Genomic DNA, 22,277 nt, shown 5'->3' on the forward strand with positions numbered 1-22,277 from the left:
GGCCGCCCGGCCCCGGCTCCGGGACCGGACGGCCGCCGGGCTCAGGCCGCGCCGGCGCCGGCGCCGGCGGGACCGCCGAGCACGCCCTCCGCGATGGCCTCGTGCACCTCGGCGCGCCTCGCCTCCATCTCACGGCGCTCCGCGTCCAGCGCCTCGGCCTGGAGCTCGTCGGACTCCATCAGCTTGACCAGGTCGCCGCCGGCGAGGTCCAGGACGCCCATGTCGTCGTACGCCTGCCGGATCTTCGGGCTCCACAGGCCGATGTCCTTGACGCACGGCACGATCCGGGTGAAGAGCAGGGAGCGGAAGGCCCGCATGCGGGGCCCGTTGTTCATGTACTCCATGCACTCCTTCATGTCGAAGCCGAGGTTCTCCCAGACCTCCTGCATCCGCAGGCGGTCCCGCATCAGGTAGCACCCCTCGACGATGAAGTCCTCGCGCTCCGCCAGCTCCTTGCTGCTCAGGTTCTTGTAGTAGTCCCGCAGCGCCAGCCGTCCGAAGGCCACGTGCCGGGCCTCGTCCTGCATGATGTACGACAGGATCTGCTTCGGCAGCGGCTTGGTGGTCTTGTCCCGCAGGATGCCGAAGGCGGCGAGGGCGAGCCCCTCGATGAGGACCTGCATGCCGAGGTAGGGCATGTCCCAGCGGGAGTCCGTCAGCGCCTGGCCGAGCAGCTCCTTGAGGTGGGGGCTGATCGGGTAGGTCATCTCGATCTTCTCCTTGACGAACTTGGAGAAGAGCTCCATGTGCCGCGCCTCGTCCATGACCTGGGTGGAGGCGTAGAACTTCGAGTCGATGTCGGGGACGGACTCCACGATGCGCGCGGAGCAGATCATCGCGCCCTGCTCACCGTGGAGGAACTGGCTGAATTCCCAGGCGGCCATGTGCTGCCGGAGTTCCTGCTTCTCCCGTACGTTGAGCTTCGAGTACTGCTTCGAGCCGTACAGGCCGAGCGTGTGCTCAGGGGTGCCGAGGACGTCGTAGGGGTCGACTTCGAGGGACCAGTCGATGCGCTTGGCGCTGTCCCACTGCTTGTCCTTGCCCTTTTGATAGAGGTTCAGCAGGGTTTCGCGCTCGGAATCGTATTCCCATGTGAAATGGCTCGTGCCCTGCATGGGGATGTTCCAGGCGAGTTCCATAAGAATGTCTCCTGCGGTCGCGACGAGCGCTGCACGACGACGTGTCCGGCGAGATGTTCACATCGCCGGACACGTCGCCGTCCACGTCTTGCAAACGCAGCGGAGAGAGCAGGATTCGAACCTGCGAGGGGCGTATAGCCCCAGCCCGGACGAGTCCGGGCCCCGTTGGGCCGCTACGGGTATCTCTCCCTTTCCTCGCCGGTGGCTTCCGGCGACGTGAACAACAGTGCCAGAAGCTCCTGACATGCCGCTGAGACGGGAATCTCAGCAGGTCACAGCACCGCTCCCGACTCCTCCAGGAGTCGGATCCCCCGGTCCTGGCTGATGTCCAGTTCCGCGTAGACGTCCGGCATCGCGATATCGGACATGACGTTCCGCAGCAGCTGCGCGATCCGCCGTTCCATGCCCGTGTCGGCGTCGTCGATGACGGTCTGGGACATGAGCTGGAGCCCCATGGAGGCGCTGATGAGGCACTCCGCCGTCTCCCGTACGGCCACGCACGCGGCGAGCTCTCCCGCCTCCCGCGCCGCCGTCAGGAGTTCCTCGTCGAACAGGACGCGGTCGAGATACCAGTTCCGGCGGAATTCCTCGTCGAGCCCCTGTTCCAGACAGAGCCGGAAGCAGCCGCGTTCCCGGGCCCCGTTGCGCAGTCTGCTGGTGAGGACGAGATGTCCGTCCACGAGTTCCTGGAGCCGGAACTTCTGCGGTGCCACCGGATCCAGGCGGGGGCTCTGTTCGCTGAACAGGGCCCGGGCGACGTCCTCCTTGGAGGAGAAATGGAAGTAGAACGCCCCCTTGGTCACTCCGGAATGCGAGAGCAGGTCGACGACGGTCGCCGTCTCGTATCCCAGGGCGGCGAACAGCACGCCGGCCGCGTCCAGGATCTGCCCTCTCGTCCTCATCGCGCGCTCTTGCCGCACCCTTGCACTCCCTTCCCCTGAACACGACAGCGGGTGGTGACGCTGCGGGGCGAAAGCCGGCCGCGGCGGGGTCGCGTGGCGAGCGGAGTGACGTGACGCGTCGGCGCGGGCTGTCTCACGGGATTCCAGGACGGCGGTGCCGGTCTCCGCTTCGAGCAGGCGGATGAGCCTTCGGCCGTGGCGCTCTCGCGACCTGCCCCCCAGGCGCCCCGCACTCTACCGCAGGGCCGCGCCGCGCCAGGGGAATACCGAATGCGCCGTCCGCATTCCGCCCCGACACCGGAATGCCGGACACCCGTACCGCGGAGAGCGCGGTACGGGTGCGGCGGGTCGCCTTTCGCTACTTCGAGGCGGGCGCGGTCTTGCCGGTGCCCGGGGAGGCCTCGGCGGGCGCCGGGGCCTCCTCGAAGTCGATCTTGTGCATGTGGCGGTTCATCGACTTCATCAGCGCCCAGACGGCGAGGGCGAGGACGGCGAAGACGACGAACCCGAGGACGCCGGGGGTCACCTTGTTCTTGTCCAGCTCCTCGGCGGCGAAGGGGACCAGCTGCGTCAGTGCGAGGTGTGCGCTCATGTCAGGCATTGTCGCGGATGCCCGCGAAGAGATCTTCCTCGGGGAGGGAGGTCGGCACCAGCGACTTGCTGAGCTCGTACTCCTCCGTCGGCCAGACCTCCTTCTGGATCTCCATCGGGACGCGGAACCAGCCGCCCTCCGGGTCGATCTGGGTGGCGTGGGCGATCAGCGCGCGGTCGCGGGTCTCGAAGAAGTCGGCGCACGGGACGAAGGTGGTGAGCGTCCGCTCCTTGCGCTCGAACTCCTTCCACCGCTCCAGCCACTCGCCGTACGGGGACTCCAGGCCCCGGTCGAGGAGCGCCTGGTGGAGCGCCTCGGTGCGGGGGCGGTTGAAGCCCTGGTTGTAGTACAGCTTCTGCGGCGCGAAGACCGGGCCGTACTCGGCCTCGGGGAACCTCTCGGCGTCGGCCGCGCCGTCGAAGGCCACCATCGTGATCTTGTGGGTCATGATGTGGTCGGGGTGCGGGTAGCCGCCGTTCTCGTCGTAGGTCGTGACGACCTGCGGACGGAAGGAACGGATCTTGCGCACCAGCTCGCCGGCCGCGTGGTCCACGTCCTCCAGGGCGAAACAGCCCTCGGGGAGCGGGGGCAGCGGGTCGCCCTCGGGCAGCCCCGAGTCGACGAAGCCGAGCCACTCCTGCTGGACGCCCAGGATCTCCCGGGCCTCGTCCATCTCCTTGCGGCGGACCTCGTGGATGTTCTCCTCGATGTAGGGGTCGCCCTGGAGCTTGGGGTTCAGGACCGAGCCGCGCTCGCCACCCGTGCACGTCACCACGAGGACGTCCACCCCCTCGGACACGTACCTGGCCATGGTCGCCGCGCCCTTGCTCGACTCGTCGTCGGGGTGGGCGTGAACGGCCATCAGTCGCAGCTGCTCAGTCAAGACTCGATCCTCAGTGATTCGACGCGGAGGGTGGTCTCTATAGTGACGGAATCGGGGGGACGAAAATTCCGCCGCCCCCGCCCCGAGAGGACCGAACCATGAGCGCCGTGCGAGAGCAGCCGCCCGAGGGGCGCTACGGGCGCTCGGCGGACGAGCGGGCCGACCGGAAGCTGAAGGTCGTCGGAGCCGTCCTCGGGACCCTCTTCCTGGCCATGATCGGCTGGTTCGGCTGGCACTACGTCGTCGACAACAAGATCAGCGCCGAGATGATCAAGTTCGACGTGGTGAGCGAGTCCGAGGTGCAGGTGCACCTGGAGGTCCGCAAGGACGAGGGCGTCGAGGGCGTGTGCACGCTCCGCTCCCGCTCCGAGGACGGCGCCGAGGTGGCCCGCAAGGACGTCGTGGTCGACGATCCGGCCGGCCGGGTCGACCGCGTCTACTCCCTGCGCACCACCGCCCGCGCCACCAGCGCCGAGCTGCTGGGGTGTACGGCGCGGTAGCGGTGGGTAGGGACACGGGGACGAGCCCCGGCGGGCCACCCCGGTGACCTGGACCGACGCCATCCCGATGGTTTATGTCCTCCCGCTTTCCGCCACACATTGTTAGGCTCGTGGTTTCGCCCACCCGGAAGGCGCGCTTTCCGTGTAGGGCGATGCTTTGTATTCCCAGTACCTACGAGGAGCACCTGTGACCCAGACCAGCGACAACGTCACCTGGCTCACCCAGGAGGCGTACAACAAGCTCAAGGACGAGCTTGAGTACCTGTCTGGTCCCGCGCGTACCGAGATCACCGCGAAGATCGCCGCCGCACGCGAGGAGGGCGACCTGCGCGAGAACGGCGGGTACCACGCGGCCAAGGAGGAGCAGGGCAAGCAGGAGCTCCGGGTCCGCCAGCTGACCCAGCTGCTGCAGAACGCGAAGGTCGGCGAGGCCCCGGCGGACGACGGCGTCGTCGAGCCCGGCATGGTCGTGACGATCGCCTTCGACGGCGACGAGTCCGACACGATGACCTTCCTGCTCGCCTCCCGCGAGTACGCGAGCGACGACATCGAGACCTACTCGCCGCAGTCCCCCCTCGGCATCGGCGTCAACGGCAAGAAGGCCGGCGACGACGCCGAGTACGAGCTGCCGAACGGCAAGAAGGCCATGGTGAGGATCCTCACCGCCAAGCCGTACAGCTCCTGACCCCCCGCTTCGCACGCGACGAAGGGCCGGTCCCCCCGGGGGACCGGCCCTTCGTCGTCGCCCGCCCTCAGGTGGAGGCGGAGCGGTACTTGCGGACGGAGAGGGTGCGGAAGACGACGACGATCAGGACCGAGTAGATCAGCGACGCCCACACCGGGTACTGCATCGGCCACGCGTCGGACGGGGAGAGGCCCGGATCGCCGAAGAGCTTGCGGCACGCCTGGACGGTCGCGCTGAACGGGTTCCACTCCGCCACCGGCTGGAGCCAGCCGGGGAGCTTGCTGGAGTCGACGAAGGCGTTCGAGATGAAGGTGACGGGGAAGAGCCAGATCAGACCGCCCGAGGTCGCGGCCTCCGGGGTGCGCACGGACAGGCCGATGAGCGCGCCGATCCAGGTGAAGGCGTATCCGAGGAGGAGGAGCAGGCCGAAGCCCAGCAGGATCCTCCCGAGGTTGGTCGGCGCGGCGTAGCCCGGTCGCCAGCCGATGAGCAGGGCGACGATCGCGAGGACCGTCAGGGTGAGGGCGGTCTGCACGAGGTCCGCCATCGTGCGACCGGTCAGCACCGCGCCGCGCGCCATCGGCAGCGAACGGAACCGGTCGATGAGCCCCTTGTGCATGTCGTCGGCGATGCCGGCGCCCGCTCCGGCGGTGGCGAAGGTGACGGTCTGGGCGAAGATGCCCGCCATCAGGAAGTTCTTGTAGACGTCCGGGTCGGTGCTGTTCCCGATCTGCATCGAGCCGCCGAAGACGTACGTGAACAGGATGACGAACATGACGGGCTGGATCAGCCCGAACAGGATCATCTCGGGGATCCTGGACATGCGGATCAGGTTCCGCTTGGTGATGACCAGGGAGTCCGCGAACGACTGGGCGATCCCGCCCCGGGGCGCGGGGACGGGCGGGGCGGTGTCGCCGAGGCCGGTCACGCGGCCGGCTCCTTCCGGTGCTTGCGGGACTCGGCCCGCGCGGACTCCCCGCCGTTCTCCTCCTCCTGTGCCAGCGCGGCGGCGTGGCCGGTGAGGGAGATGAAGACGTCGTCGAGGGTGGGGCGGCGCAGGCCGATGTCGTCGATCTCGACGCCGACGGCGTCGAGGTCGCGGATGACCTCGGCGAGGAGCTTGGCACCGCCGGTGACGGGGACGGTGAGCTTGCGGGTGTGGTCCTCGACGGAGACGTCGTCGAGGCCGCGTTCGCCGGGGCCGTAGCGGGCGAGGACGGCGCGGGCGGGAGAGAGGGCGTCGCGTTCGTGGACGACGACCTCGACGCGCTCGCCGCCGGTGCGGGCCTTGAGCTGGTCGGAGGTGCCGCGGGCGATGACCTTGCCGTGGTCGACGACGGCGATGTCGTGGGCCAGGTGGTCGGCCTCCTCCAGGTACTGGGTGGTGAGGAGGAGGGTGGTGCCGCCGGAGACGAGTTCCTTGATGACCTCCCACAGGGCCTGGCGGTTGCGGGGGTCGAGGCCGGTGGTCGGCTCGTCCATGAACATCACGGGCGGGGAGACGACCAGGGCGGCGGCGAGGTCGAGGCGGCGGCGCATGCCGCCGGAGTAGGTCCTGGCGGGGCGGTCGGCCGCGTCGGCGAGGTGGAAGCGTTCCAGGAGCTCGGCGGCCCGGGCCTTCGCGGCCCGCGCCTTCATCTGGTAGAGCTGCCCGACCATCTGCAGGTTCTCGCGGCCGGTGAGGTACTCGTCGACGGCGGCGAACTGGCCGGAGAGGCCGATGGCGCGGCGGACCTCGTCGGGGTGTTCCAGGACGTCGAGGCCGGCGACCGCGGCGGTGCCGCTGTCGGGCCGGATCAGGGTCGTCAGGACCCGTACGGTGGTCGTCTTCCCCGCCCCGTTGGGGCCGAGCAGGCCGAGGACGGTGCCCTCGGGCACGTCGAGGTCCACCCCGTCCAGTGCGGTGACGTCGCCGAAGGTCTTCACCAGTCCCTCGGCATGGATCGCGCCTGGCATGTCCACACTCCCGGATCATTTCGGGCATTTCTGTCGATCCTAGGACAGTGTGGAGTGGCTCGCTCAGGCCAGGACCGTGTACCCCGCCTCCCGCAGCGCCCCCTCGACCTCCCGGCAGTGCTCCGGCCCCTTCGTCTCCAGGTGCAGCTCCACCTCCACCTCCGTGAGGCCGAGCCGCGGATCGGTCCGTACGTGACTGACGTCGAGGACGTTCGCGTCGACCACCGTCAGCACCGCGAGCAGCGTCGCCAGCGCCCCCGGCCGGTCCGCCACCCGCAGCCGCAGGCTCAGGTACCGCCCCGCCGCCGCCATGCCGTGCCGCAGGATCCGCTGGAGCAGCAGCGGGTCCACGTTGCCGCCCGAGAGGACCGCGACCACCGGGCCCCGGAAGGAGGCCGGGTCGCTCAGCAGGGCGGCCACCGGGCTCGCCCCGGCCGGCTCCACCACCAGCTTCGCCCGCTCCAGGCAGAGCAGCAGCGCCGAGGAGAGCGCGTCCTCCGAGACCGTGCGCACCTCGTCCACGTACTCCTGGACCAGCCCGAAGGGCACGTCGCCCGGCCGGCCGACCTTGATGCCGTCGGCCATCGTCACCGGCGACTCGACCACCACCGGATGCCCGGCGGCCAGCGACGGCGGATAGGCCGCCGCGCCCTCCGCCTGGACACCGATGATCCGCACGTCCGGCCGGACCGACTTCACCGCCAGCCCGATCCCGGCCGCGAGCCCGCCGCCGCCGACCCCGACGACGATCGTGCGGACCTCGGGGCACTGCTCCAGGATCTCCAGGCCGACCGTGCCCTGGCCGACGATGACGTCGGGGTGGTCGAAGGGGTGGATGAAGACCGCGCCGGTCTCCCGCGCGTACTCCTGCGCGGCGGCCAGCGTCTCGTCCACCACGTGTCCGTGCAGCCGCACGTCCGCGCCGTACTCGCGGGTGGCCGCGACCTTCGGCAGCGGGGCGCCGATCGGCATGAAGACCGTCGCGCGCACCCCGAGGAGCTGTGAGGCGAGCGCCACACCCTGCGCGTGGTTGCCCGCCGAGGCGGCGACGACCCCCGCCGCCCGCTCCTCCGGCCGGAGCCCCGCGATCCGCACGTACGCGCCGCGCAGCTTGAACGAACCGGTCCGCTGGAGGTTCTCGCACTTGAGCAGGACCGGCGCCCCCACCAGCGACGACAGGTGGCGGCTGCCCTCCAGGGCGGTCATCCGCGCCACCCCCGACAGCATCTTCTGCGCGCCGCGCACGTCGTCGAGCATCAGCCGGTGCAAGGGGTATGGCGTACCGAAGGTCATGACCCCAAGTCTCGCAGCTCACCGGCCCCGCGGCCGCGCGACCGGCGGCCCCGCGGCGGGTTTGCGCACGGCCGGTACGGAGCCCGTCCCGTCCGCGTACTCTGTCCCCCACACCGACCACCCCCGCACGAGAGAGCCCCCCAGCCATGCCCACATCTCAGGACATGACGACCGAGCTCGACCCCGGCCTCCTCGATGCCCTCCAGCACCAGGTGGCCGTCTTCGCCCGCCGGGCCGAGCAGACCCGTCTCGGCGGCACCGGACAGCTCCGCAACTCCATGGACCGGGCCGCCTACCTCCTCCTCAACCGCCTCGACCAGGAAGGGCCGATGGGCGTCAAGGCGCTCGCGGCGGGCATGGGGATCGACTCCTCGACCGTGACCCGCCAGGTCGCCCCGCTCGTCGACTCCGGACTCGTCAGTCGCGCCTCGCACCCCGAGGACGGCCGCGCGGTCGTCCTCCAGCTCTCCCCCCGCGGCCTGGAGCGCCTGGAGGAGGTCCGCTCCTCGCGCCGGACGCTGATGGCCGAGGTCACGGACGGCTGGACCGAGGACGAGCGCGAGTCCTTCTGCTCCCTCCTCACCCGCTTCAACGCGGCGCTCTCCGCCCGCCAGGCCGGCGGCGGCGGTCCGGCGCAGGGATGACGCGGGAAGCGGCGGGAGGAACGGCGCGGGACACCGCGCACCGGCGGGCGCACAGGGGTTGACCCCGATTCGTCCCTGCCCGCTAGATGAGGTGTGGACAAGCAGCGGAGCCGGTCCGAACACGCCGCCCGTGCCGGGGAGTTCGACGCCTTCGTGGCCGGCGCGGCGGGGCGGCTGCTGCACGTCGCCACCCTGCTGACCACCGAGACCCGGGCCCGCAACCCGTACGCCCGCGCCCTGCTGACCGCCGCCCTCGCCCACACGTACGCGGTCCGCGACCGGGGCCGCGACGAGGATCCGTACGCCCTCACCCGCGACGGACTCGCCCTGCGCTTCGCCCGCACCGCCTGGCGGCACCGCACCGGCCGTGGCGGGATCCTCGGCGTCCTCACCCCGCAGGAGCGGCTGGTCCTCGTGCTGCGCCTGTACGAGGGCGTGCCCGAGGAACAGACCGCCGCGCTGCTCGGCCTCCCGGAGGCCCGGGTCCGCGCGGTGTGCGCGCGGGCGGTGGCCCGGATGCGGGAGCGGCACAGGCGGGAGGCGGCGGCATGAGGCACGGCGACAAGGAGGCCGCCGTCCGGCGGCTGCTCGACACGCCCCACCCGCCGGTCCCCGGCGACCTGGCCGCGCGGGCGGCGGCCCGGGGCGGCCGGGCGCTGCGGCGGGAGCGGGCGCTGCGGCGGACCGGCGGGGTGCTGGCCGGGATCGCCGCGCTCGCCTTCACGGTGTGGGCGGCGGACGCCCGCCCCTGGGAGCCGCCGCCGGCCGCGACGACGCCGCCGTTCGCCGGGCCGTGAGGTCGGCCCTAGCCTGGAGGAGGGGGTCGGTCGGAACACCACCGCAGGAGGCCGACATGACCAGGAAAGCCGCCGACTGCCGGGACGCCCCGAGCGTGTCGGGCTGTTCCCTCTACATCTCGGGCGAGGAGGAGGAGGTCGTCCGCGCCGCGACCGAGCACGCGATCTCCGTCCACGAGCACACGGACTCCCCGGAGCTGAGGGCGGAGGTGCGGGCGAGCCTGAAGGACGCGCTGCCCGGGACCTGAGCGGTCACGGGGCCCGGGGACGGGATCGCCGCGCCCGGGCCCCGCGGACGGATCAGCCCAGCGCCTCGCGCAGGTCGGCGATCAGGTCGTCGACGTTCTCGATGCCGACCGAGAGGCGGACCAGGTCGGCCGGGACCTCCAGGGCCGAGCCGGCGACGCTCGCGTGCGTCATCCGCCCCGGGTGCTCGATGAGCGACTCGACGCCGCCGAGGGACTCGCCCAGGGTGAAGAGCCGGGCGCGGTCGCAGACGCCGACCGCCGCCTCCTCGCCGCCCTCGACGCGGAAGGAGATCATGCCGCCGAAGGAGCGCATCTGCTTCGCCGCGATCTCGTGGCCGGGGTGCTCGGCGAGGCCCGGGTAGAGGACCTGGGTGACCTTCGGGTGCCGGGTGAGGAAGTCGGCGACCTTCGTGGCGTTCTCGCTGTGCCGGTCCATGCGGACGGCGAGGGTCTTGATGCCCCGGAGCACGATCCACGAGTCGAAGGGGCCGGCCACCGCGCCCATCGCGTTCTGGTGGTACGCCAGTTCCTCGCCCAGCTCGGCGTCGGCCGCGATCAGGGCGCCGCCGACGACGTCGGAGTGGCCGCCCATGTACTTGGTGAGGGAGTGCACGACGACGTCCGCGCCGAGCGCCAGCGGCTGCTGGAGGTAGGGCGAGGCGAAGGTGTTGTCGACGACCAGCTTCACGCCGGCCTGCCGGGCCACGCCCGCGACGGCCTCGATGTCGGTGATGCCGAGCAGCGGGTTCGAGGGGGTCTCGACCCAGATCAGCTTGGTGCGGTCGTTGACGGCGGCGCGCACCGAGGCGACGTCCGAGGTGTCGGCCACGGAGAAGTCGACGCCCCAGCGCTGCACGACCTTGGCGAAGAGCCGGAAGGTGCCGCCGTAGGCGTCGTTGGGGATGACCACGTGGTCGCCCGGGGCGAGGAGGGTGCGCAGCAGGCAGTCCTCGGCGGCGAGGCCGGAGGCGAAGGCGAGGCCGCGCCGGCCGCCCTCCAGGGCCGCCAGGTTCTCCTCCAGGGCGGTCCGGGTCGGATTGGCGCTGCGGCTGTACTCGTAGCCGCCGCGGAGCCCGCCCACACCGTCCTGCTTGTAGGTGGACACCTGGTAGATGGGCGGGACGACCGCGCCGGTCAGCGGGTCTGCGGTGTTGCCCGCGTGGATGGCGCGGGTCTCGAAGTTCTGGTGGGTGTGCTGGTCGCTCATGGTCAGGAGCGTAGTGCCGGGGCCGGTCCGCCGCCGCGATTCGTCCACAGCCGCGGCGCGGTCCGGGAGTTATCCACAGCCCGGTCCCGGCCGGGCTCGTCCCCGTCGGTGTCCTGGACAATGGACGCATGGAGATTCTCTGGTTCCTGATCGCCCTGGGCCTGCTCTTCGGCGTCCTCGGCCCCTATCTGCTGCGGCGCCGTTCGGGCGGCATCCGGCAGGTCGCGCCCGGCACGCCCGACGCGGCCGACCCGGACGCGTACGGATTCGTCCGGCAGGAGGAGCTGGACGTGCGGCTCCCGGGGCCGGACCACGATCTCCTCGACGTCCTCCGCGTCGTCCAGGCGACCCAGGACTGGCGGGCCGCCTCCCAGCTGCTGGCCGGCACGGCGAAGGAGGGCGAGGTCCGCTGGCAGCGCGTCCAGGCCTTCGCGGGCGCGGCCTCCCTGGAGCTCGCGGAGAAGCCGGGCGCCGGCGGGGCCTGGCTGCGCGCCTGGCGTTCGGACGCGCCGAAGGACGCGGGCGCGGCGGCCGTGCACGCGGAGTTCCTGGTGCAGCAGGCGTGGCGCTCCTCCGCGGCCGGCAGCGACGACTTCCGGATCATCCTGGAGGAGGCCCGGAAGGTCGCCGAGGAGGCGGCCCTCCTGGCTCCCGGCGACCCGGTCCCGTACATCACGCAGCTGGCGGTGGCACGCGGACTCGGTTACCCCCACGAGGAGTTCGACCGGGTGTGGGCGAAGGTCATCGACCGGGCGCCGCAGCACATGGGGGCGCACCTGGCGGCGCTGCACTACTGGTGCGAGAAGTGGCACGGTTCGCGCGAGGAGGCCGACCACTTCGCGACGACGGCGGCGGCGCGGGCGCCGCACGGCTCGCTGCTGGCGGCGCTGCCGCTCTTCGCGGTCTTCGAGCACGTGCCGGACGTGGTGCTCGTGCAGGACTTCTACCGCACGGCGGTGGTGAGCAAGGCGATGGAGGGCGCGCTGTACGCGGTGCACTCGGCCCGCGCGGACGACCCGATGCTGGCGCACGTGCGCCACCTGCTCGTGCACTTCCTGGTGCGCGGCGAGCGCTGGGCGGAGGCGATGCACCAGCTGGTGCACGTGGACGGCCACGTGGGCGCGGTGCCGTGGACGCTGAGCGGCGACCCGGCGGCGGAGTACACCCTGTACCGGAACCTGGCGGTGGCCGGTTACGAGGCGAACGGCGGGAGCCCGGCGACGCTGCGCCGCTGAGGGGGCCGCCCCGTCCGGGGAACAGCGGTGCGCGCGCCGGCGTTGTGCCCACTGCCGAACCGCGTCGAGGAGAGATGCCGCATGTTCCTGTCCCGCACCCCCGTCCTGCCCGCCCCGGAGCAGGCCCTGCGCGGCCGCCCGGAGCCGGAGTTCTCCGTCCCCGAGCGCCACACGGTGCTCGGCAACCCGCTGCTCGGCCCGTACCCGGAGGGCCTGGAGGTCGCCGACTTCGGCCTCGGCTGTTTCTGGGGCGCCGAGCGGAAGTTCTGGCAGGCCGACGGCGTCTGGACGACGCTCGTCGGCTACCAGGGCGGCTACACGCCGAACCCGACGTACGAGGAGGTCTGCTCGGGCCTCACCGGGCACACCGAGGTCGTCCGGGTCGTCTTCGACCCGGCGAAGGTGTCGTACGAGGCCCTGCTGAAGCTCTTCTGGGAGTCCCACGACCCGACGCAGGGCTTCCGCCAGGGCAACGACGTGGGCACCCAGTACCGCTCCGCCGCCTACACCCACTCCCCCGCCCAGGCCGAGACCGCCGAGGCGTCCCGGGCCGCCTACCAGAAGGTCCTGACGGCCTCCGGCTACGGCGAGGTCACCACCGCGGTCCTCCCCGCCGCCGACCGCCCCTTCTACCCGGCCGAGGCCTACCACCAGCAGTACCTCGACAAGAACCCGGCGGGCTACTGCGGCATCGGCGGCACGGGCGTCTCCTGCCCGATCGGGGTGGCCCCGGCGGAGTAGCCGGCCCGCAGCGCGGCGGCCGTCGCGGCGGCCGCGTACCCCTCGGGGGTGCCGTCGATGATCAGGATGTCGCCCGCCATGTGGCGGGTGCGCAGGGGCAGCAGGGCCTGGTACGGCTCGGAGTCGTACCAGGCCCTCGCCTTCTCGTACGACGGGAAGGCGATGATCACGAGGGCGCCGGGCCACTGTCCTTCGAGGACCTCGCGGCGGGGTGCGCCGTGCACGAGGAAGCGTCCGCCGAAGGGGTCCAGGGTGTCCTGGATCCGTTCCATGTAGTCGAGGACCTCGGGGTCGAGGACCGGCTTCGGGCTGAGGTTCGCCATCGCGTATGCGGTCATGGGACCAGCGTGCCGGGGCGGGTCCGCCGGGTCGATTACCTCGGACGTCATGGAAGGAAGGGGACCGCCTCCGGCGTGAAGGGGCCCTCCGGGCAAACGGGAGGGCCCCCTCCGACGTGGAGGGGGCCCTTTCGCGCGTGCGGGGCGGGATCAGGCCGCGGAGCCGGCCTTCCAGGCCGTCCAGTCCATGTTCCAGCCGTTGAGGCCGTTGTCGGGGGCGATCGTCTTGTCCTTGGAGTTCTTGACGATCACGACGTCACCGGTGATCGACTGGTCGTAGAACCAGGCGGCCATCTGGTTGGGGTCGCCGGCGCCCTTGACGTCGGCGAGGCCCACGCAGCCGTGACTGGTGTTGACGGAGCCGAAGATGGAGCGGGCGCCCCAGTAGTTGCCGTGGATGAAGGTGCCGGAGGTGGACAGGCGCATGGCGTGCGGCACGTCCTTGATGTCGTACTCGCCCTTGCCGTCGGAGTCGGTGAAGCCGACGGTGGCGCCGTTCATCCGGGTCTCCTTGAACTTCTCGGAGATCACCATCTCGCCGTTGTAGGTGGTGTTGTCCGGGGAGCCGGCGGAGATCGGGATCGTCCGGATCACCTTGCCGTCGCGCACGACGGTCATCGTCTTCTTCGCGACGTCGACCGTGGAGACCTGGCTGCGGCCGACCTTGAAGGTGACGGTCTTCTGCTGGACGCCGAAGACGCCGTCGGCGCCCTCGACGCCGTCGAGGTCGAGCTTGAGGGTGACGGTCGAGCCGGCCTTCCAGTAGTCGTCCGGGCGGAAGTCGAGCCGGGTCGAGTTGAACCAGTGGCCGACGATCTCCTGGCCGGAGCTGGAGGAGACCTTGATGCCGCCCTGGACGGCCTTCTTGTCGGTGATCGCCTTGTTGAAGTTGATCGAGACCGGCATGCCCACGCCGACGGTCGAGCCGTCCTCGGGGGTGAAGTTGCCGATGAAGCTGTTCTCCTTCGACACGGTGGTGAAGGAGGAGTTCTCGTGCGCCTCCAGGCCCGCCGCGTCGACGGCGGTGGCGGCGATCTTGTAGACGGTGGCGCGCTCCAGCTGGCCGGTCGGCTTCCAGGAGAGGCCGTCGGCCGCTATCTCGCCCTTGACCGCGGTGCCCTCGGCGGAGGTCATGGTGACCTCGGTGAGCTTGCCCTCGGTGACGGCGACCTTGGCGGCGTTGTTGATGGAGGCGTTCTGCGAGCCGTTCTCCGGCGAGATGGTGATCTGCGCCTTGGAGGTCTTCTGCTCGGCGGCCTCGTCGACCTGGGCCTGTGAGGTGGCGGTGGGCGAGCCGGACGCGGCCGAGCCGGACGCGTCGTCGTCGTTGCAGGCCGAGAGCACGAGTACTCCGCTGAGCACCGCCGCCGCCGCGGCCAGGCTCCTGCGGTGCTTGCCGACCGTCATCACACGCTTCTCCATCGTCGCCGATTTCCCTGTCAATCCATCAGAACACCCATGAGACCCCCTCCGGTTCCGGAAGCGGGGGGTTTGTGGGGAAGACCACTGAACAACACTGACCGACACGCAGGTGCGGAGCGTCCGGTTCCCGCCGGACCGTGATCCGGGCGCGAAACGGCCCCGGGACGCCGTCCCGGGGCCTGCGGGCAGGGCGGCCGGCGCCCCTCTACGGCTGCTCGTCGTCTTCCTCGGCCCCATCTTCCTCGTCGAGTTCCCACTCCATCGCGTCGGGGTCGTACTCGATCTCCTCGCTGCTCCAGGCGGCCTGGACCAGCTCGACGCCGGGGAGGTCGCGGACCAGGTCGAAGGGCTCCACGAGGTAGGCGAGGGCCTCGGCGGAGTCCTCGCGGACGGCGGCGCGGGCGTGCTCGCGCTCGTCGGCCGGCATGAACTCGTCGGAGTCGATCCGCCCCTCCGCGGCGGTGGTCAGCTCGGCCGGGCCGTCGATCTCCAGGACGATGTCGACGCGGAGGCGGACGTGGCGGGTGGCGGTCCCGGTGGCCGGTTCGGTGACGGTCTCGGTGCCGGTGGCGGGGGTTTCGGAGGTGCTCATGGCTGGGAGCGTAGGGTCTGCCCGGCCTCGGCTTTCCCGCGACCCGCTGGGTTCACTAGCATCGGCGCACCGCGGGCTTCCCGCGGGGCTTTCCGTGAGGGAGAACGAGATCCGCGTGTCCGCCGCCCGACGCCCGCTGCTGACCGCCACCGCGGCGGGGACCCTGCTGTGCGCCCTGTGGTTCGTCCCCTCGGCGAACGCCTCCGACGGGGCGGCCGGGGCGGGGCTACGGAGCGGGGTCGCCCCGCCCGTGAGCCAGGACGACGGGGGCCGGCTGGCCGAGACCGGGGGGCCGGACACGACCGCGTACGTGCTGGGCGGGGCCGGTTTCCTCGGGGTGGGCGCGGGGTTCGTGGCCCTGGCGATGCGGCGGCACGGCCGCGCCTCCTGACACCGGCGCGGGGAACCGGCGCCGGGACCTGCGCCGGTATCCGCACCGGCACAGGCACCGACACAGGCACCGACGCGAAGGGCCGCCCCCGGGGGGGCGGCCCTTCGCCGTGTGCGGGTCCGGTCAGGCCAGCGGGCCCGTGACCGGCTCGACGGCGGCGACCAGGCGGCCCTCGCGGACGAAGGCGTCGGCGGCGGCCAGGTCGGGCGCGAGGAAGCGGTCCGGGCCGGGACCCTCGACGCCCGCGGCGCGCAGGGCGTCGATGGCGGCCCGCGAGGCGGGCGCCGGGGTGAGGCCCGCGCGCAGCTCGATGCCGCGGGTGGCGGCGTACAGCTCGACGGCGATGATCCGGGCGAGGTTGCCGACGGCGGTGCGCAGCTTGCGGGCGGCGGACCAGCCCATGGAGACGTGGTCCTCCTGCATCGCCGAGGACGGGATGGAGTCGGCGGAGGCCGGGACGGCGAGCCGCTTCATCTCGCTGACCAGGGCGGCCTGCGTGTACTGGGCGATCATGAGGCCCGAGTCGACGCCGGCGTCGTCGGCGAGGAAGGGCGGCAGGCCGTGGCTGCGGTTCTTGTCGAGGAGCCGGTCGGTGCGGCGCTCCGCGATGGAGCCGAGGTCGGCGGCGGCGATGGCGAGGAAGTCGAGGACGTACGCGACCGGGGCGCCGTGGAAGTTGCCGTTGGAGCGGACCTCTCCGCTGGACAGCACGACCGGGTTGTCGACGGCGGCGGCCAGCTCGCGCTCGGCGACGAGGAGGGCGTGGGCCATGGTGTCGCGGCCGGCGCCGGCGACCTGCGGGGCGCAGCGGATCGAGTAGGCGTCCTGGACGCGGGGGGCTTCGCCGGCCTGGAAGTGGCCGGTGAGGCCGGAGCCCTTGAGGACGGCCAGCATGTTGGCGGCGGAGGCGGCCTGGCCGGGGTGGGGGCGGATGGCGTGCAGCTCGGGTTCGAGGACCTTCTCGGTGCCGAGGAGCGCTTCGAGGGAGAGCGCGGCGGTGACGTCGGCGGACTTGTAGAGGGTGTCGAGGTCGGCGAGGGCCATGACCAGCATGCCGAGCATGCCGTCAGTGCCGTTGAGCAGGGCGAGGCCCTCCTTCTCGCGGAGGACGACGGGCTCGATGCCGGCGGCGGCGAGCAGCTCGCCGGCGGGCTTCACGGTGCCGTCGGGGCCCTCGGCGTCGCCCTCGCCCATGAGCGCGAGGGCGCAGTGGGAGAGCGGGGCGAGGTCGCCGGAGCAGCCGAGGGAGCCGTACTCGTGGACGACCGGGGTGATGCCGGCGTTGAGGACGTCGGCCATGGTCTGCGCGACCTCGGGGCGGACGCCGGTGTGGCCGGAGGCGACGGTCTTGAGCCGCAGGAACATCAGGGCGCGGACGACCTCGCGCTCGACGCGCGGGCCCATGCCGGCGGCGTGCGAGCGGACGATGTTGCGCTGGAGCTGGGTACGCAGCTCGTGGTCGATGTGCCGGGTGGCGAGGGCGCCGAACCCGGTGGAGACGCCGTAGACGGGCTCGGGCTTGGCGGCGAGCGCGTCGACGACGGCGCGGGAGGCGGCGAGCGCCTCGACGGCCCCCTCCGACAGCTCGACACGGGCGCCGTGACGGGCGACGGCGATGACGTCCTGCGGGGTCGTGCCGGACGTGCCGAGAACGACTGTCTGCATATCCATATTCAGCACCCTACGGATTGAAGACCGACCTGTCACTAGGCAATCTGTCACTGCCCCGGCGGCACTGGGCCCCTTACCGGAACCCGGCCGCGCCGGAGGGCGGACGCGACGGTTCCAGTCTGACCCGCCCGGGCCCGTTCCCCCGGCACGCCCGGGGCGAGTCGGCGGCCCGCCGCGGCCCGCGCGAGGGGCGGGAGCGGCTCCGGGGCGTCACGGCCCCGGGGGCGGCTCCAGCGTCGGGGCGTCGCGGAAGCGGCGGCGGTCGCGCCCTCCGGGCGGGGCGTCGGCGAGACGGATGACGGTGCCGTCGCGGCCGGCCACGACCGGCTTCGAGGAACGGGCCGCCTTGGCCTGGTACTGGGCCGCGTCGGCGAGGCGGAAGAGACGGCGGGCCGACTTCAGGGGCCCGATGGGGTCGCCGGTGGAGGCGACCCCGCAGGCGACGCCCTCGCCCAGCTCCAGCTCCGCCGCGCGGACGCACAGCTCCTCCGCGACGGCGACGACCTCGTCCGCGGTCGGACCGACGGCCAGCAGGCAGAACTCGTCGCCGCCGAGCCGGGCGGCGAGGGCTCCGGGGAGCCGGGCGCCGCAGCGGGAGAGGACGGAGCCGAAGCGCTCCAGGAGGCGGTCGCCGACGGCGTGGCCGTGGGTGTCGTTGACCCGCTTGAGGCCGTTGAGGTCGCAGACGACGAGGCTGACGACGGAGCCGTCGGCCCGGTAGCGCTCGATGGCCTCGTCGAGGCGGGAGTCGACCGCGCGGCGGTTGGCGAGGCCGGTGAGGGGGTCGGTGAAGGCCAGCTTGCGGACCTCCTCCAGGCGCTCGGCCTGGGCGATGCCGGCCGCGACGACCGCCGCGAGGACGTTGGCGAAGTCGGCGTCCGCGCTGATGAAAGGTTTCGCCCCGAGCTGCCTGGCCACGTACAGCTCACCCCAGGCCCGGCCGTGCAGCACGATCGGAGCGACCACGCAGCCGCCCCGCCCGCGCCGCCGCAGGCCCTCGACGCGCCCGGTGACCCGCTCCGCGCCGGCCGTCTCGATCCAGGCGTGCGGACCGGCGCCGACCGCCCACCGCTCGTGGAGGAACTCGGTGATCTCGGGGAACTGGTGCACCGGATACGTCTCCGCGTCCGGGAACTCCTCCTCGCCGGCGGCCCGCTCCCCGGCGTTCACCAACACCCGCAGCCGCCCGTGGTCGCGCTCCCAGACCGACAGGGCGCCGAAGCTCCCGTCGAGACCGGCGCACGCCCCGAGCGCCGCGGCCCGCCAGAACTCGCGCGGGGTGTGCGCCGCCGCCATCCCCTGCGCCAGCGCCACCACGGCCCGCAGCCGCACGTCCTCTCCCATATCCTCCAGCTTAGGGAGGTTTGACCCGTTTTCCTTCCGAGACGTCACGGAAAGTGACACCTCGCGAGAATTCGGATCCGGGACGTCACTCCCCCGGCCACTCCGGCTTCCGCTTCTCGTTGAAGGCCGCCACGCCCTCGGCGCGGTCGCCCGAGAAGGCCACCGAGCGCCAGGCCGCGTCCTCGACCTCCAGGCCGGCCCGCAGGTCCAGGCCCTGGCCGAGACGCATCGCCTTCTTCGCGGCGCGCAGCCCGACCGGCGAGTTCGCGGCGATCCGCCCGGCCAGCTCCAGGGCGGCCGTGCGGGCGTCCTCCGCGACCACGTCCACCAGGCCCAGCTCCGCGGCCTCGGCGGCCTCCACCCGGCGGGCCGTGAAGACCAGCTCGGCGGCGCGCGCGGCACCCACCCGGCGCGGCAGCAGCTGCGTACCGCCGCCGCCGGGGATGACGCCCACGGAGACCTCGGGCAGGCCGACGACCGTGGTGGCGTCGGCGACGATGAGGTCGCAGGAGAGCGCCAGCTCGTAGCCGCCGCCGAGGGCGAAGCCGTGCACGGCCGCCACGGTCGGCATCGGCAGCTCCAGGACGCCGGTGTAGGCCGCGCGGGCGGTGGGCCGCTGGCGGACCAGCTCGGCGTCGGTGAAGGAGTTGCGCTCCTTCAGGTCGGCGCCGACGCAGAAGGCGCGGTCGTTCGAGGAGCTCAGCACGGTGACCCGGACGTCCCGGTCGGCGGCGAGCGCCGCGCAGGCCTCGCCGATGGAGCGGGCCATCTCGGAGGAGACCGCGTTCATCGCCTTGGGCCGGTCGAGGACGAACTCGGCGACGTGTCCCTCCTTGCGGACCAGCACGAACTCACCAAAACGCTGCTCGGACATCTCCTGCGCCCTCCCGGTTAACGACGGTTCACATGGTTCACCGGGAGGGATCTTAGGTGGGCCGGCGGTTCAGGAGCCAGGGCTCCACGACGCCGAGGCCGCGGACGGACCGCTGCCACATGGGCTGGAGCGCGAAGCGGTACGTCTCCGGGGCCCGCCCCTCCTTCTCGGCGCGGGCCGCCTCCTCCGCCGCCCCGGCCTCGGAGACGGGCACCTCGCCGGTGCGGGTCAGCTCCTCGGCGAAGGCGCTGTCGACCAGGACGGCGTCCTTCGGCGCTATCGAGGTGAGCCGGCTGGCGAGGTTCACGGTGGTGCCGAAGACGTCGCCCATCCGGGTCGTGACGGTGCCGAAGGCGATGCCGACCCGCAGCGCCGGCATGGTCTCGTCCTGGCTGAGGGTCTCGATCAGCCGGAGCGCGATCTCGGCGGCGATGCCGGCGTCGTCCGCCGCGTACAGCACCTCGTCGCCGAGGGTCTTGATGAGCCGGCCGCCGTGCGCGGCGACCAGGTCGGCGCACGTGGTCTCGAAGGCCTCGACCAGCTCGCCCAGCTCCTCCTCCTCCAGGCGGCGGGTGAGGCGGGTGAAGCCGACGAGGTCGGCGAAGCCGACGGCGAGCCGGCGGTCCACCATCTCCTCGTCGTCGGCGGCCTGCGCGACCCGCCCGGTGGCGGCGGCGAGCTGCCGCCGCCACACGTAGATCAGGAACTCCTCCAGTTCCGGCAGGAGCAGCTCGACCAGCGGATACGTCACCTCGGCGCGGGTCATGCCCGGCTCGGGCGGCTCGGTCAGGCCCTCCAGGAAGGAATCGATCTGCCATTCCGCCAGTCGGGCGGTGGTCTGCCCGGTGGAGCGGGCCACCTGCACCGCCATCGGCTCGCTGAGCAGCCCCGCCTCGACGAGGCCGGCGAGCCGCCGCAGGGCGAGCACGTCGGCCTCGGTGAGCGCCTTGGCCTGCCCGATGTCGGCGAAGCCCATGGCCCGCCAGAAGCGGGAGGCCAGCTCCATGGAGACGCCCGCGGTGCGGGCGGCCTGGAAGGGGGTGTAGCGGCGGTCGGCGCCGAGGATGAGCTGTTCGAGGCGGATGGCCAGCGGGTCGTCGGTCGGCTCGACCGTGTGGTCGACGGCGTGGTGGGGGGTGGGGTACGCCGAGGGCTCGGCGGCCCCGGAGGGTTCCGCCGCCCCGGCCGCCCCGGACGGCTCGTCCGCCCCGGACGGCTGGTCCGGCTGGTCCGGCTCGTGCGGCTCGGACCGGCCGTCGCCCGTGTTCGCGTCGTCGACGGTCACCGGCCGCCTCCTGCCCGTTCCCTGCCGCTGCCCACTGTCCTGCCGATCTGTTCGCCTGGATCGCGCTCCACGATACGACAGGTGTGGGCTGGCTCACGCCGGAACGGTGCGGGGCTCAGCCCGTCGCCCGCAGGTGGACGACGTCGCCCGCGCCGACCGCCTCCGTGCCGCCGCCCTCGGTGGCGACGACCAGGCGTCCGTCGCCGTCCAGGGAGACCGCCTCGCCCTCCAGCATCCGCTCGCCCGGCAGGTCGGCGCGGACCCGGCGGCCGAGCGTGGCGCACTCGGCGGTGTAGGCCGCCTGGATCCCGGACGCCTCGGGGTCGCCGTCGGCCCGCACCCACGCCCCGTACCAGTCGGCGAGGGAGCGCAGGACGGCCCGCAGCAGGGTGTCGCGGTCGGTGGAGACGGCGCCGGCGAGCAGCAGGGAGCCGGCCGTGGGGACGGGCAGCTCGTCGGCGCGCAGCGAGACGTTGATGCCGAGCCCGACGACGACGCCGTCCTCGCCGGCCCGCTCGGCGAGGATCCCGCCGGCCTTCCGCTCCTGGCCGTCGACCGTCACCAGCAGGTCGTTGGGCCACTTGAGGGAGAGGTCGACGCCGGCCGCCTTCACGAGGCCGGTGGCGGCGGCCACTCCGGTGAGCAGCGGCAGCCAGCCGAGCCGGTGCGCGGGCACGTCCGGCTTGAGCAGGACGGAGAGGAAGAGCCCGGACCGCGCGGGGGCGCTCCAGCTGCGGTCGAGCCGGCCCCTCCCGGAGGTCTGCTCCTCGGCGACGAGCACGGCCCCTTCGGGCAGTTCGCCTGCCCTCGCGGCCAGGTCGGAGTTGGTCGACCCGGTGCTCGCGACCACGTCGAGCGAGCTCCACAGCCCCTCCGGAAGGAGGAGGGCCTGACGCAGCACACGGGCGTTGAGCGGGGGTCGTTCGAGGTCGGACCAGGGACCGCCGGAGGCGTTGGAGGACGTCATGCAAGCCAGACTAGGTGTGGCAAAGACCGCAGTGCCGAACCGTATCGGCGTCGATACCCTACGGATCAGTAGGCCTTCAGTAGCCCATTCGCAGTCAACGAACCCCCCGTGACCAGGCAGGGAGCCGTATCCCGATGTCCGAGCCGGCAGAGCAGTACGAGAACGACATTCACACGACCGCGGGCAAGATCGCGGACCTCAGGCGCCGTATCGACGAGGCCACGCACGCCGGCTCGGAGCGCGCGGTGGAGAAGCAGCACGCGAAGGGCAAGCTGACCGCGCGTGAGCGGATCGCCCTGCTGCTCGACGAGGGCTCCTTCGTGGAGCTGGACGAGCTGGCCCGCCACCGGTCCACCAACTTCGGGCTGGAGAGGAACCGGCCGTACGGCGACGGCGTCGTCACCGGCTACGGCACGGTGGACGGGCGTCCCGTCGCCGTGTTCTCGCAGGACTTCACGGTCTTCGGCGGGGCGCTCGGCGAGACGTACGGCCAGAAGATCATCAAGGTGATGGACTTCGCGCTGAAGACCGGCTGCCCGGTCGTCGGCATCAACGACTCCGGCGGCGCCCG

The 22,277-nt window shown here is 72.2% G+C and carries 26 protein-coding genes and 1 tRNA gene; 10 read left to right on the forward strand and 17 right to left on the reverse strand.

Annotation, left to right across the window (positions count from 1 at the left end; translation table 11 throughout):
* Positions 1-41: 41 nt before the first annotated feature.
* The 5 genes from ACFQ8C_RS31015 to mca all read right to left on the reverse strand — a co-directional run bounded on the left by ACFQ8C_RS31015 (position 42) and on the right by mca (position 3,516).
* A complete protein-coding gene (locus tag ACFQ8C_RS31015; RefSeq protein WP_383463932.1) occupies positions 42-1,139 on the reverse strand; it encodes a ferritin-like domain-containing protein in 1,098 nt (365 codons plus the stop codon).
* A gap of 100 nt (positions 1,140-1,239) precedes the next feature.
* Positions 1,240-1,328 (reverse strand) — tRNA-OTHER (locus ACFQ8C_RS31020).
* A gap of 83 nt (positions 1,329-1,411) precedes the next feature.
* A complete protein-coding gene (locus ACFQ8C_RS31025; RefSeq protein ID WP_383463934.1) occupies positions 1,412-2,041 on the reverse strand; it encodes a TetR family transcriptional regulator in 630 nt (209 codons plus the stop codon).
* Between the two features lie 358 nt (positions 2,042-2,399).
* Positions 2,400-2,633 (reverse strand): hypothetical protein, encoded by a 234-nt coding sequence (locus ACFQ8C_RS31030; RefSeq protein WP_383463936.1) that lies wholly within the window; start codon positions 2,631-2,633, stop codon positions 2,400-2,402.
* 1 nt (position 2,634) lies between these two features.
* Positions 2,635-3,516: a mycothiol conjugate amidase Mca gene (mca, locus tag ACFQ8C_RS31035; RefSeq protein WP_383463938.1), complete on the reverse strand. Its 882-nt coding sequence runs from the start codon at positions 3,514-3,516 to the stop codon at positions 2,635-2,637.
* Between the two features lie 98 nt (positions 3,517-3,614).
* Here mca and ACFQ8C_RS31040 point away from each other — a divergent pair, with 98 nt between their 5' ends.
* On the forward strand, positions 3,615-4,016 hold the full coding sequence (locus ACFQ8C_RS31040) for a DUF4307 domain-containing protein (protein WP_383463940.1): 402 nt from the start codon (positions 3,615-3,617) through the stop codon (positions 4,014-4,016).
* A gap of 187 nt (positions 4,017-4,203) precedes the next feature.
* A complete protein-coding gene (gene greA / locus ACFQ8C_RS31045) occupies positions 4,204-4,701 on the forward strand; it encodes a transcription elongation factor GreA (protein ID WP_383463942.1) in 498 nt (165 codons plus the stop codon).
* A gap of 67 nt (positions 4,702-4,768) precedes the next feature.
* On the opposite strand, the gene ACFQ8C_RS31050 is transcribed toward greA, so the two are convergent.
* The 3 genes from ACFQ8C_RS31050 to ilvA all read right to left on the reverse strand — a co-directional run bounded on the left by ACFQ8C_RS31050 (position 4,769) and on the right by ilvA (position 7,950).
* Positions 4,769-5,629, reverse strand: coding sequence for an ABC transporter permease (locus ACFQ8C_RS31050; RefSeq protein ID WP_383463944.1), 861 nt, complete (start codon positions 5,627-5,629; stop codon positions 4,769-4,771).
* A complete protein-coding gene (locus tag ACFQ8C_RS31055) occupies positions 5,626-6,657 on the reverse strand; it encodes an ATP-binding cassette domain-containing protein (RefSeq protein ID WP_383463946.1) in 1,032 nt (343 codons plus the stop codon). Before ACFQ8C_RS31055 ends, ACFQ8C_RS31050 begins: the two co-directional genes overlap by 4 nt.
* Positions 6,658-6,720: 63 nt before the next feature.
* Positions 6,721-7,950: a threonine ammonia-lyase gene (gene ilvA, locus ACFQ8C_RS31060; RefSeq protein ID WP_383463949.1), complete on the reverse strand. Its 1,230-nt coding sequence runs from the start codon at positions 7,948-7,950 to the stop codon at positions 6,721-6,723.
* 146 nt (positions 7,951-8,096) lie between these two features.
* On the opposite strand from ilvA, the gene ACFQ8C_RS31065 reads away from it, so the two are divergent.
* The 4 genes from ACFQ8C_RS31065 to ACFQ8C_RS31080 all read left to right on the forward strand — a co-directional run bounded on the left by ACFQ8C_RS31065 (position 8,097) and on the right by ACFQ8C_RS31080 (position 9,639).
* Positions 8,097-8,594, forward strand: coding sequence for a MarR family winged helix-turn-helix transcriptional regulator (locus ACFQ8C_RS31065; protein ID WP_383463951.1), 498 nt, complete (start codon positions 8,097-8,099; stop codon positions 8,592-8,594).
* A gap of 93 nt (positions 8,595-8,687) precedes the next feature.
* Entirely contained in the window at positions 8,688-9,146 is a 459-nt protein-coding gene (locus ACFQ8C_RS31070; protein WP_383463953.1) for a sigma factor-like helix-turn-helix DNA-binding protein, read from the forward strand.
* Entirely contained in the window at positions 9,143-9,391 is a 249-nt protein-coding gene (locus tag ACFQ8C_RS31075; RefSeq protein ID WP_383463955.1) for a hypothetical protein, read from the forward strand. Before ACFQ8C_RS31070 ends, ACFQ8C_RS31075 begins: the two co-directional genes overlap by 4 nt.
* A 56-nt stretch (positions 9,392-9,447) precedes the next feature.
* A complete protein-coding gene (locus ACFQ8C_RS31080) occupies positions 9,448-9,639 on the forward strand; it encodes a DUF1059 domain-containing protein (protein ID WP_383463956.1) in 192 nt (63 codons plus the stop codon).
* A gap of 52 nt (positions 9,640-9,691) precedes the next feature.
* Here the strand turns inward: ACFQ8C_RS31080 and ACFQ8C_RS31085 are convergent, their stop codons facing one another.
* A complete protein-coding gene (locus ACFQ8C_RS31085) occupies positions 9,692-10,846 on the reverse strand; it encodes a cystathionine gamma-synthase (protein WP_383463957.1) in 1,155 nt (384 codons plus the stop codon).
* A 128-nt stretch (positions 10,847-10,974) separates the two neighbouring features.
* Here ACFQ8C_RS31085 and ACFQ8C_RS31090 point away from each other — a divergent pair, with 128 nt between their 5' ends.
* Together ACFQ8C_RS31090 and msrA are read left to right on the forward strand one after the other, a co-directional pair.
* On the forward strand, positions 10,975-12,081 hold the full coding sequence (locus tag ACFQ8C_RS31090) for a hypothetical protein (protein ID WP_383463960.1): 1,107 nt from the start codon (positions 10,975-10,977) through the stop codon (positions 12,079-12,081).
* Between the two features lie 81 nt (positions 12,082-12,162).
* Positions 12,163-12,822: a peptide-methionine (S)-S-oxide reductase MsrA gene (gene msrA / locus ACFQ8C_RS31095; RefSeq protein ID WP_383463962.1), complete on the forward strand. Its 660-nt coding sequence runs from the start codon at positions 12,163-12,165 to the stop codon at positions 12,820-12,822.
* Here the strand turns inward: msrA and ACFQ8C_RS31100 are convergent.
* The 3 genes from ACFQ8C_RS31100 to ACFQ8C_RS31110 form a co-directional block, all read right to left on the reverse strand.
* Complete coding sequence (locus ACFQ8C_RS31100; protein WP_383463964.1) at positions 12,762-13,160, reverse strand: DUF1330 domain-containing protein; 399 nt, start codon at positions 13,158-13,160, stop codon at positions 12,762-12,764. The genes msrA and ACFQ8C_RS31100 overlap by 61 nt on opposite strands.
* A gap of 150 nt (positions 13,161-13,310) precedes the next feature.
* Positions 13,311-14,582 carry an Ig-like domain-containing protein gene (locus ACFQ8C_RS31105; RefSeq protein WP_383463967.1) on the reverse strand — a complete coding sequence of 424 codons (1,272 nt, stop codon included), beginning with the start codon at positions 14,580-14,582 and terminating at the stop codon, positions 13,311-13,313.
* A gap of 205 nt (positions 14,583-14,787) precedes the next feature.
* On the reverse strand, positions 14,788-15,174 hold the full coding sequence (locus ACFQ8C_RS31110; RefSeq protein ID WP_383463970.1) for a hypothetical protein: 387 nt from the start codon (positions 15,172-15,174) through the stop codon (positions 14,788-14,790).
* Between the two features lie 115 nt (positions 15,175-15,289).
* On the opposite strand from ACFQ8C_RS31110, the gene ACFQ8C_RS31115 reads away from it, so the two are divergent.
* Entirely contained in the window at positions 15,290-15,565 is a 276-nt protein-coding gene (locus ACFQ8C_RS31115) for a hypothetical protein (RefSeq protein WP_383463972.1), read from the forward strand.
* Between the two features lie 123 nt (positions 15,566-15,688).
* Here the strand turns inward: ACFQ8C_RS31115 and hutH are convergent, their stop codons facing one another.
* From hutH to ACFQ8C_RS31140, 5 genes are all read right to left on the reverse strand, one after another.
* The gene (gene hutH, locus ACFQ8C_RS31120; RefSeq protein WP_383463986.1) at positions 15,689-17,230 is read right to left on the reverse strand and encodes a histidine ammonia-lyase; all 1,542 of its coding nucleotides are present in this window, start codon (positions 17,228-17,230) and stop codon (positions 15,689-15,691) included.
* A gap of 216 nt (positions 17,231-17,446) precedes the next feature.
* Positions 17,447-18,580 carry a diguanylate cyclase domain-containing protein gene (locus ACFQ8C_RS31125; protein ID WP_383463974.1) on the reverse strand — a complete coding sequence of 378 codons (1,134 nt, stop codon included), beginning with the start codon at positions 18,578-18,580 and terminating at the stop codon, positions 17,447-17,449.
* A gap of 85 nt (positions 18,581-18,665) precedes the next feature.
* Entirely contained in the window at positions 18,666-19,454 is a 789-nt protein-coding gene (locus ACFQ8C_RS31130; protein WP_383463976.1) for an enoyl-CoA hydratase/isomerase family protein, read from the reverse strand.
* Between the two features lie 52 nt (positions 19,455-19,506).
* Positions 19,507-20,739 (reverse strand): adenylate/guanylate cyclase domain-containing protein, encoded by a 1,233-nt coding sequence (locus ACFQ8C_RS31135; protein ID WP_383463978.1) that lies wholly within the window; start codon positions 20,737-20,739, stop codon positions 19,507-19,509.
* A 115-nt stretch (positions 20,740-20,854) separates the two neighbouring features.
* Complete coding sequence (locus ACFQ8C_RS31140; RefSeq protein WP_383463980.1) at positions 20,855-21,706, reverse strand: biotin--[acetyl-CoA-carboxylase] ligase; 852 nt, start codon at positions 21,704-21,706, stop codon at positions 20,855-20,857.
* A gap of 134 nt (positions 21,707-21,840) precedes the next feature.
* Here ACFQ8C_RS31140 and ACFQ8C_RS31145 point away from each other — a divergent pair.
* A partial coding sequence (locus tag ACFQ8C_RS31145; protein ID WP_383463983.1) for a carboxyl transferase domain-containing protein occupies positions 21,841-22,277 on the forward strand: 437 nt, incomplete at its 3' end.

This window comes from Streptomyces sp. NPDC056503, from assembly GCF_042794995.1.
Lineage (GTDB): Bacteria > Actinomycetota > Actinomycetes > Streptomycetales > Streptomycetaceae > Streptomyces.

Coding starts and splice junctions, on each gene's coding strand:
- ACFQ8C_RS31015 (WP_383463932.1), bottom strand. CDS start 1,139: ATGGAACTCGCCTGGAACATCCCCATGCAGGGCACGAGCCATTTCACA.
- ACFQ8C_RS31025 (WP_383463934.1), bottom strand. CDS start 2,041: ATGAGGACGAGAGGGCAGATCCTGGACGCGGCCGGCGTGCTGTTCGCC.
- ACFQ8C_RS31030 (WP_383463936.1), bottom strand. CDS start 2,633: ATGAGCGCACACCTCGCACTGACGCAGCTGGTCCCCTTCGCCGCCGAG.
- ACFQ8C_RS31040 (WP_383463940.1), top strand. CDS start 3,615: ATGAGCGCCGTGCGAGAGCAGCCGCCCGAGGGGCGCTACGGGCGCTCG.
- ACFQ8C_RS31055 (WP_383463946.1), bottom strand. CDS start 6,657: ATGCCAGGCGCGATCCATGCCGAGGGACTGGTGAAGACCTTCGGCGAC.
- ilvA (WP_383463949.1), bottom strand. CDS start 7,950: ATGACCTTCGGTACGCCATACCCCTTGCACCGGCTGATGCTCGACGAC.
- ACFQ8C_RS31065 (WP_383463951.1), top strand. CDS start 8,097: ATGCCCACATCTCAGGACATGACGACCGAGCTCGACCCCGGCCTCCTC.
- ACFQ8C_RS31075 (WP_383463955.1), top strand. CDS start 9,143: ATGAGGCACGGCGACAAGGAGGCCGCCGTCCGGCGGCTGCTCGACACG.
- ACFQ8C_RS31080 (WP_383463956.1), top strand. CDS start 9,448: ATGACCAGGAAAGCCGCCGACTGCCGGGACGCCCCGAGCGTGTCGGGC.
- ACFQ8C_RS31085 (WP_383463957.1), bottom strand. CDS start 10,846: ATGAGCGACCAGCACACCCACCAGAACTTCGAGACCCGCGCCATCCAC.
- ACFQ8C_RS31090 (WP_383463960.1), top strand. CDS start 10,975: ATGGAGATTCTCTGGTTCCTGATCGCCCTGGGCCTGCTCTTCGGCGTC.
- msrA (WP_383463962.1), top strand. CDS start 12,163: ATGTTCCTGTCCCGCACCCCCGTCCTGCCCGCCCCGGAGCAGGCCCTG.
- ACFQ8C_RS31100 (WP_383463964.1), bottom strand. CDS start 13,160: ATGACCGCATACGCGATGGCGAACCTCAGCCCGAAGCCGGTCCTCGAC.
- ACFQ8C_RS31105 (WP_383463967.1), bottom strand. CDS start 14,582: ATGGAGAAGCGTGTGATGACGGTCGGCAAGCACCGCAGGAGCCTGGCC.
- ACFQ8C_RS31110 (WP_383463970.1), bottom strand. CDS start 15,174: ATGAGCACCTCCGAAACCCCCGCCACCGGCACCGAGACCGTCACCGAA.
- hutH (WP_383463986.1), bottom strand. CDS start 17,230: ATGCAGACAGTCGTTCTCGGCACGTCCGGCACGACCCCGCAGGACGTC.
- ACFQ8C_RS31125 (WP_383463974.1), bottom strand. CDS start 18,580: ATGGGAGAGGACGTGCGGCTGCGGGCCGTGGTGGCGCTGGCGCAGGGG.
- ACFQ8C_RS31130 (WP_383463976.1), bottom strand. CDS start 19,454: ATGTCCGAGCAGCGTTTTGGTGAGTTCGTGCTGGTCCGCAAGGAGGGA.
- ACFQ8C_RS31140 (WP_383463980.1), bottom strand. CDS start 21,706: ATGACGTCCTCCAACGCCTCCGGCGGTCCCTGGTCCGACCTCGAACGA.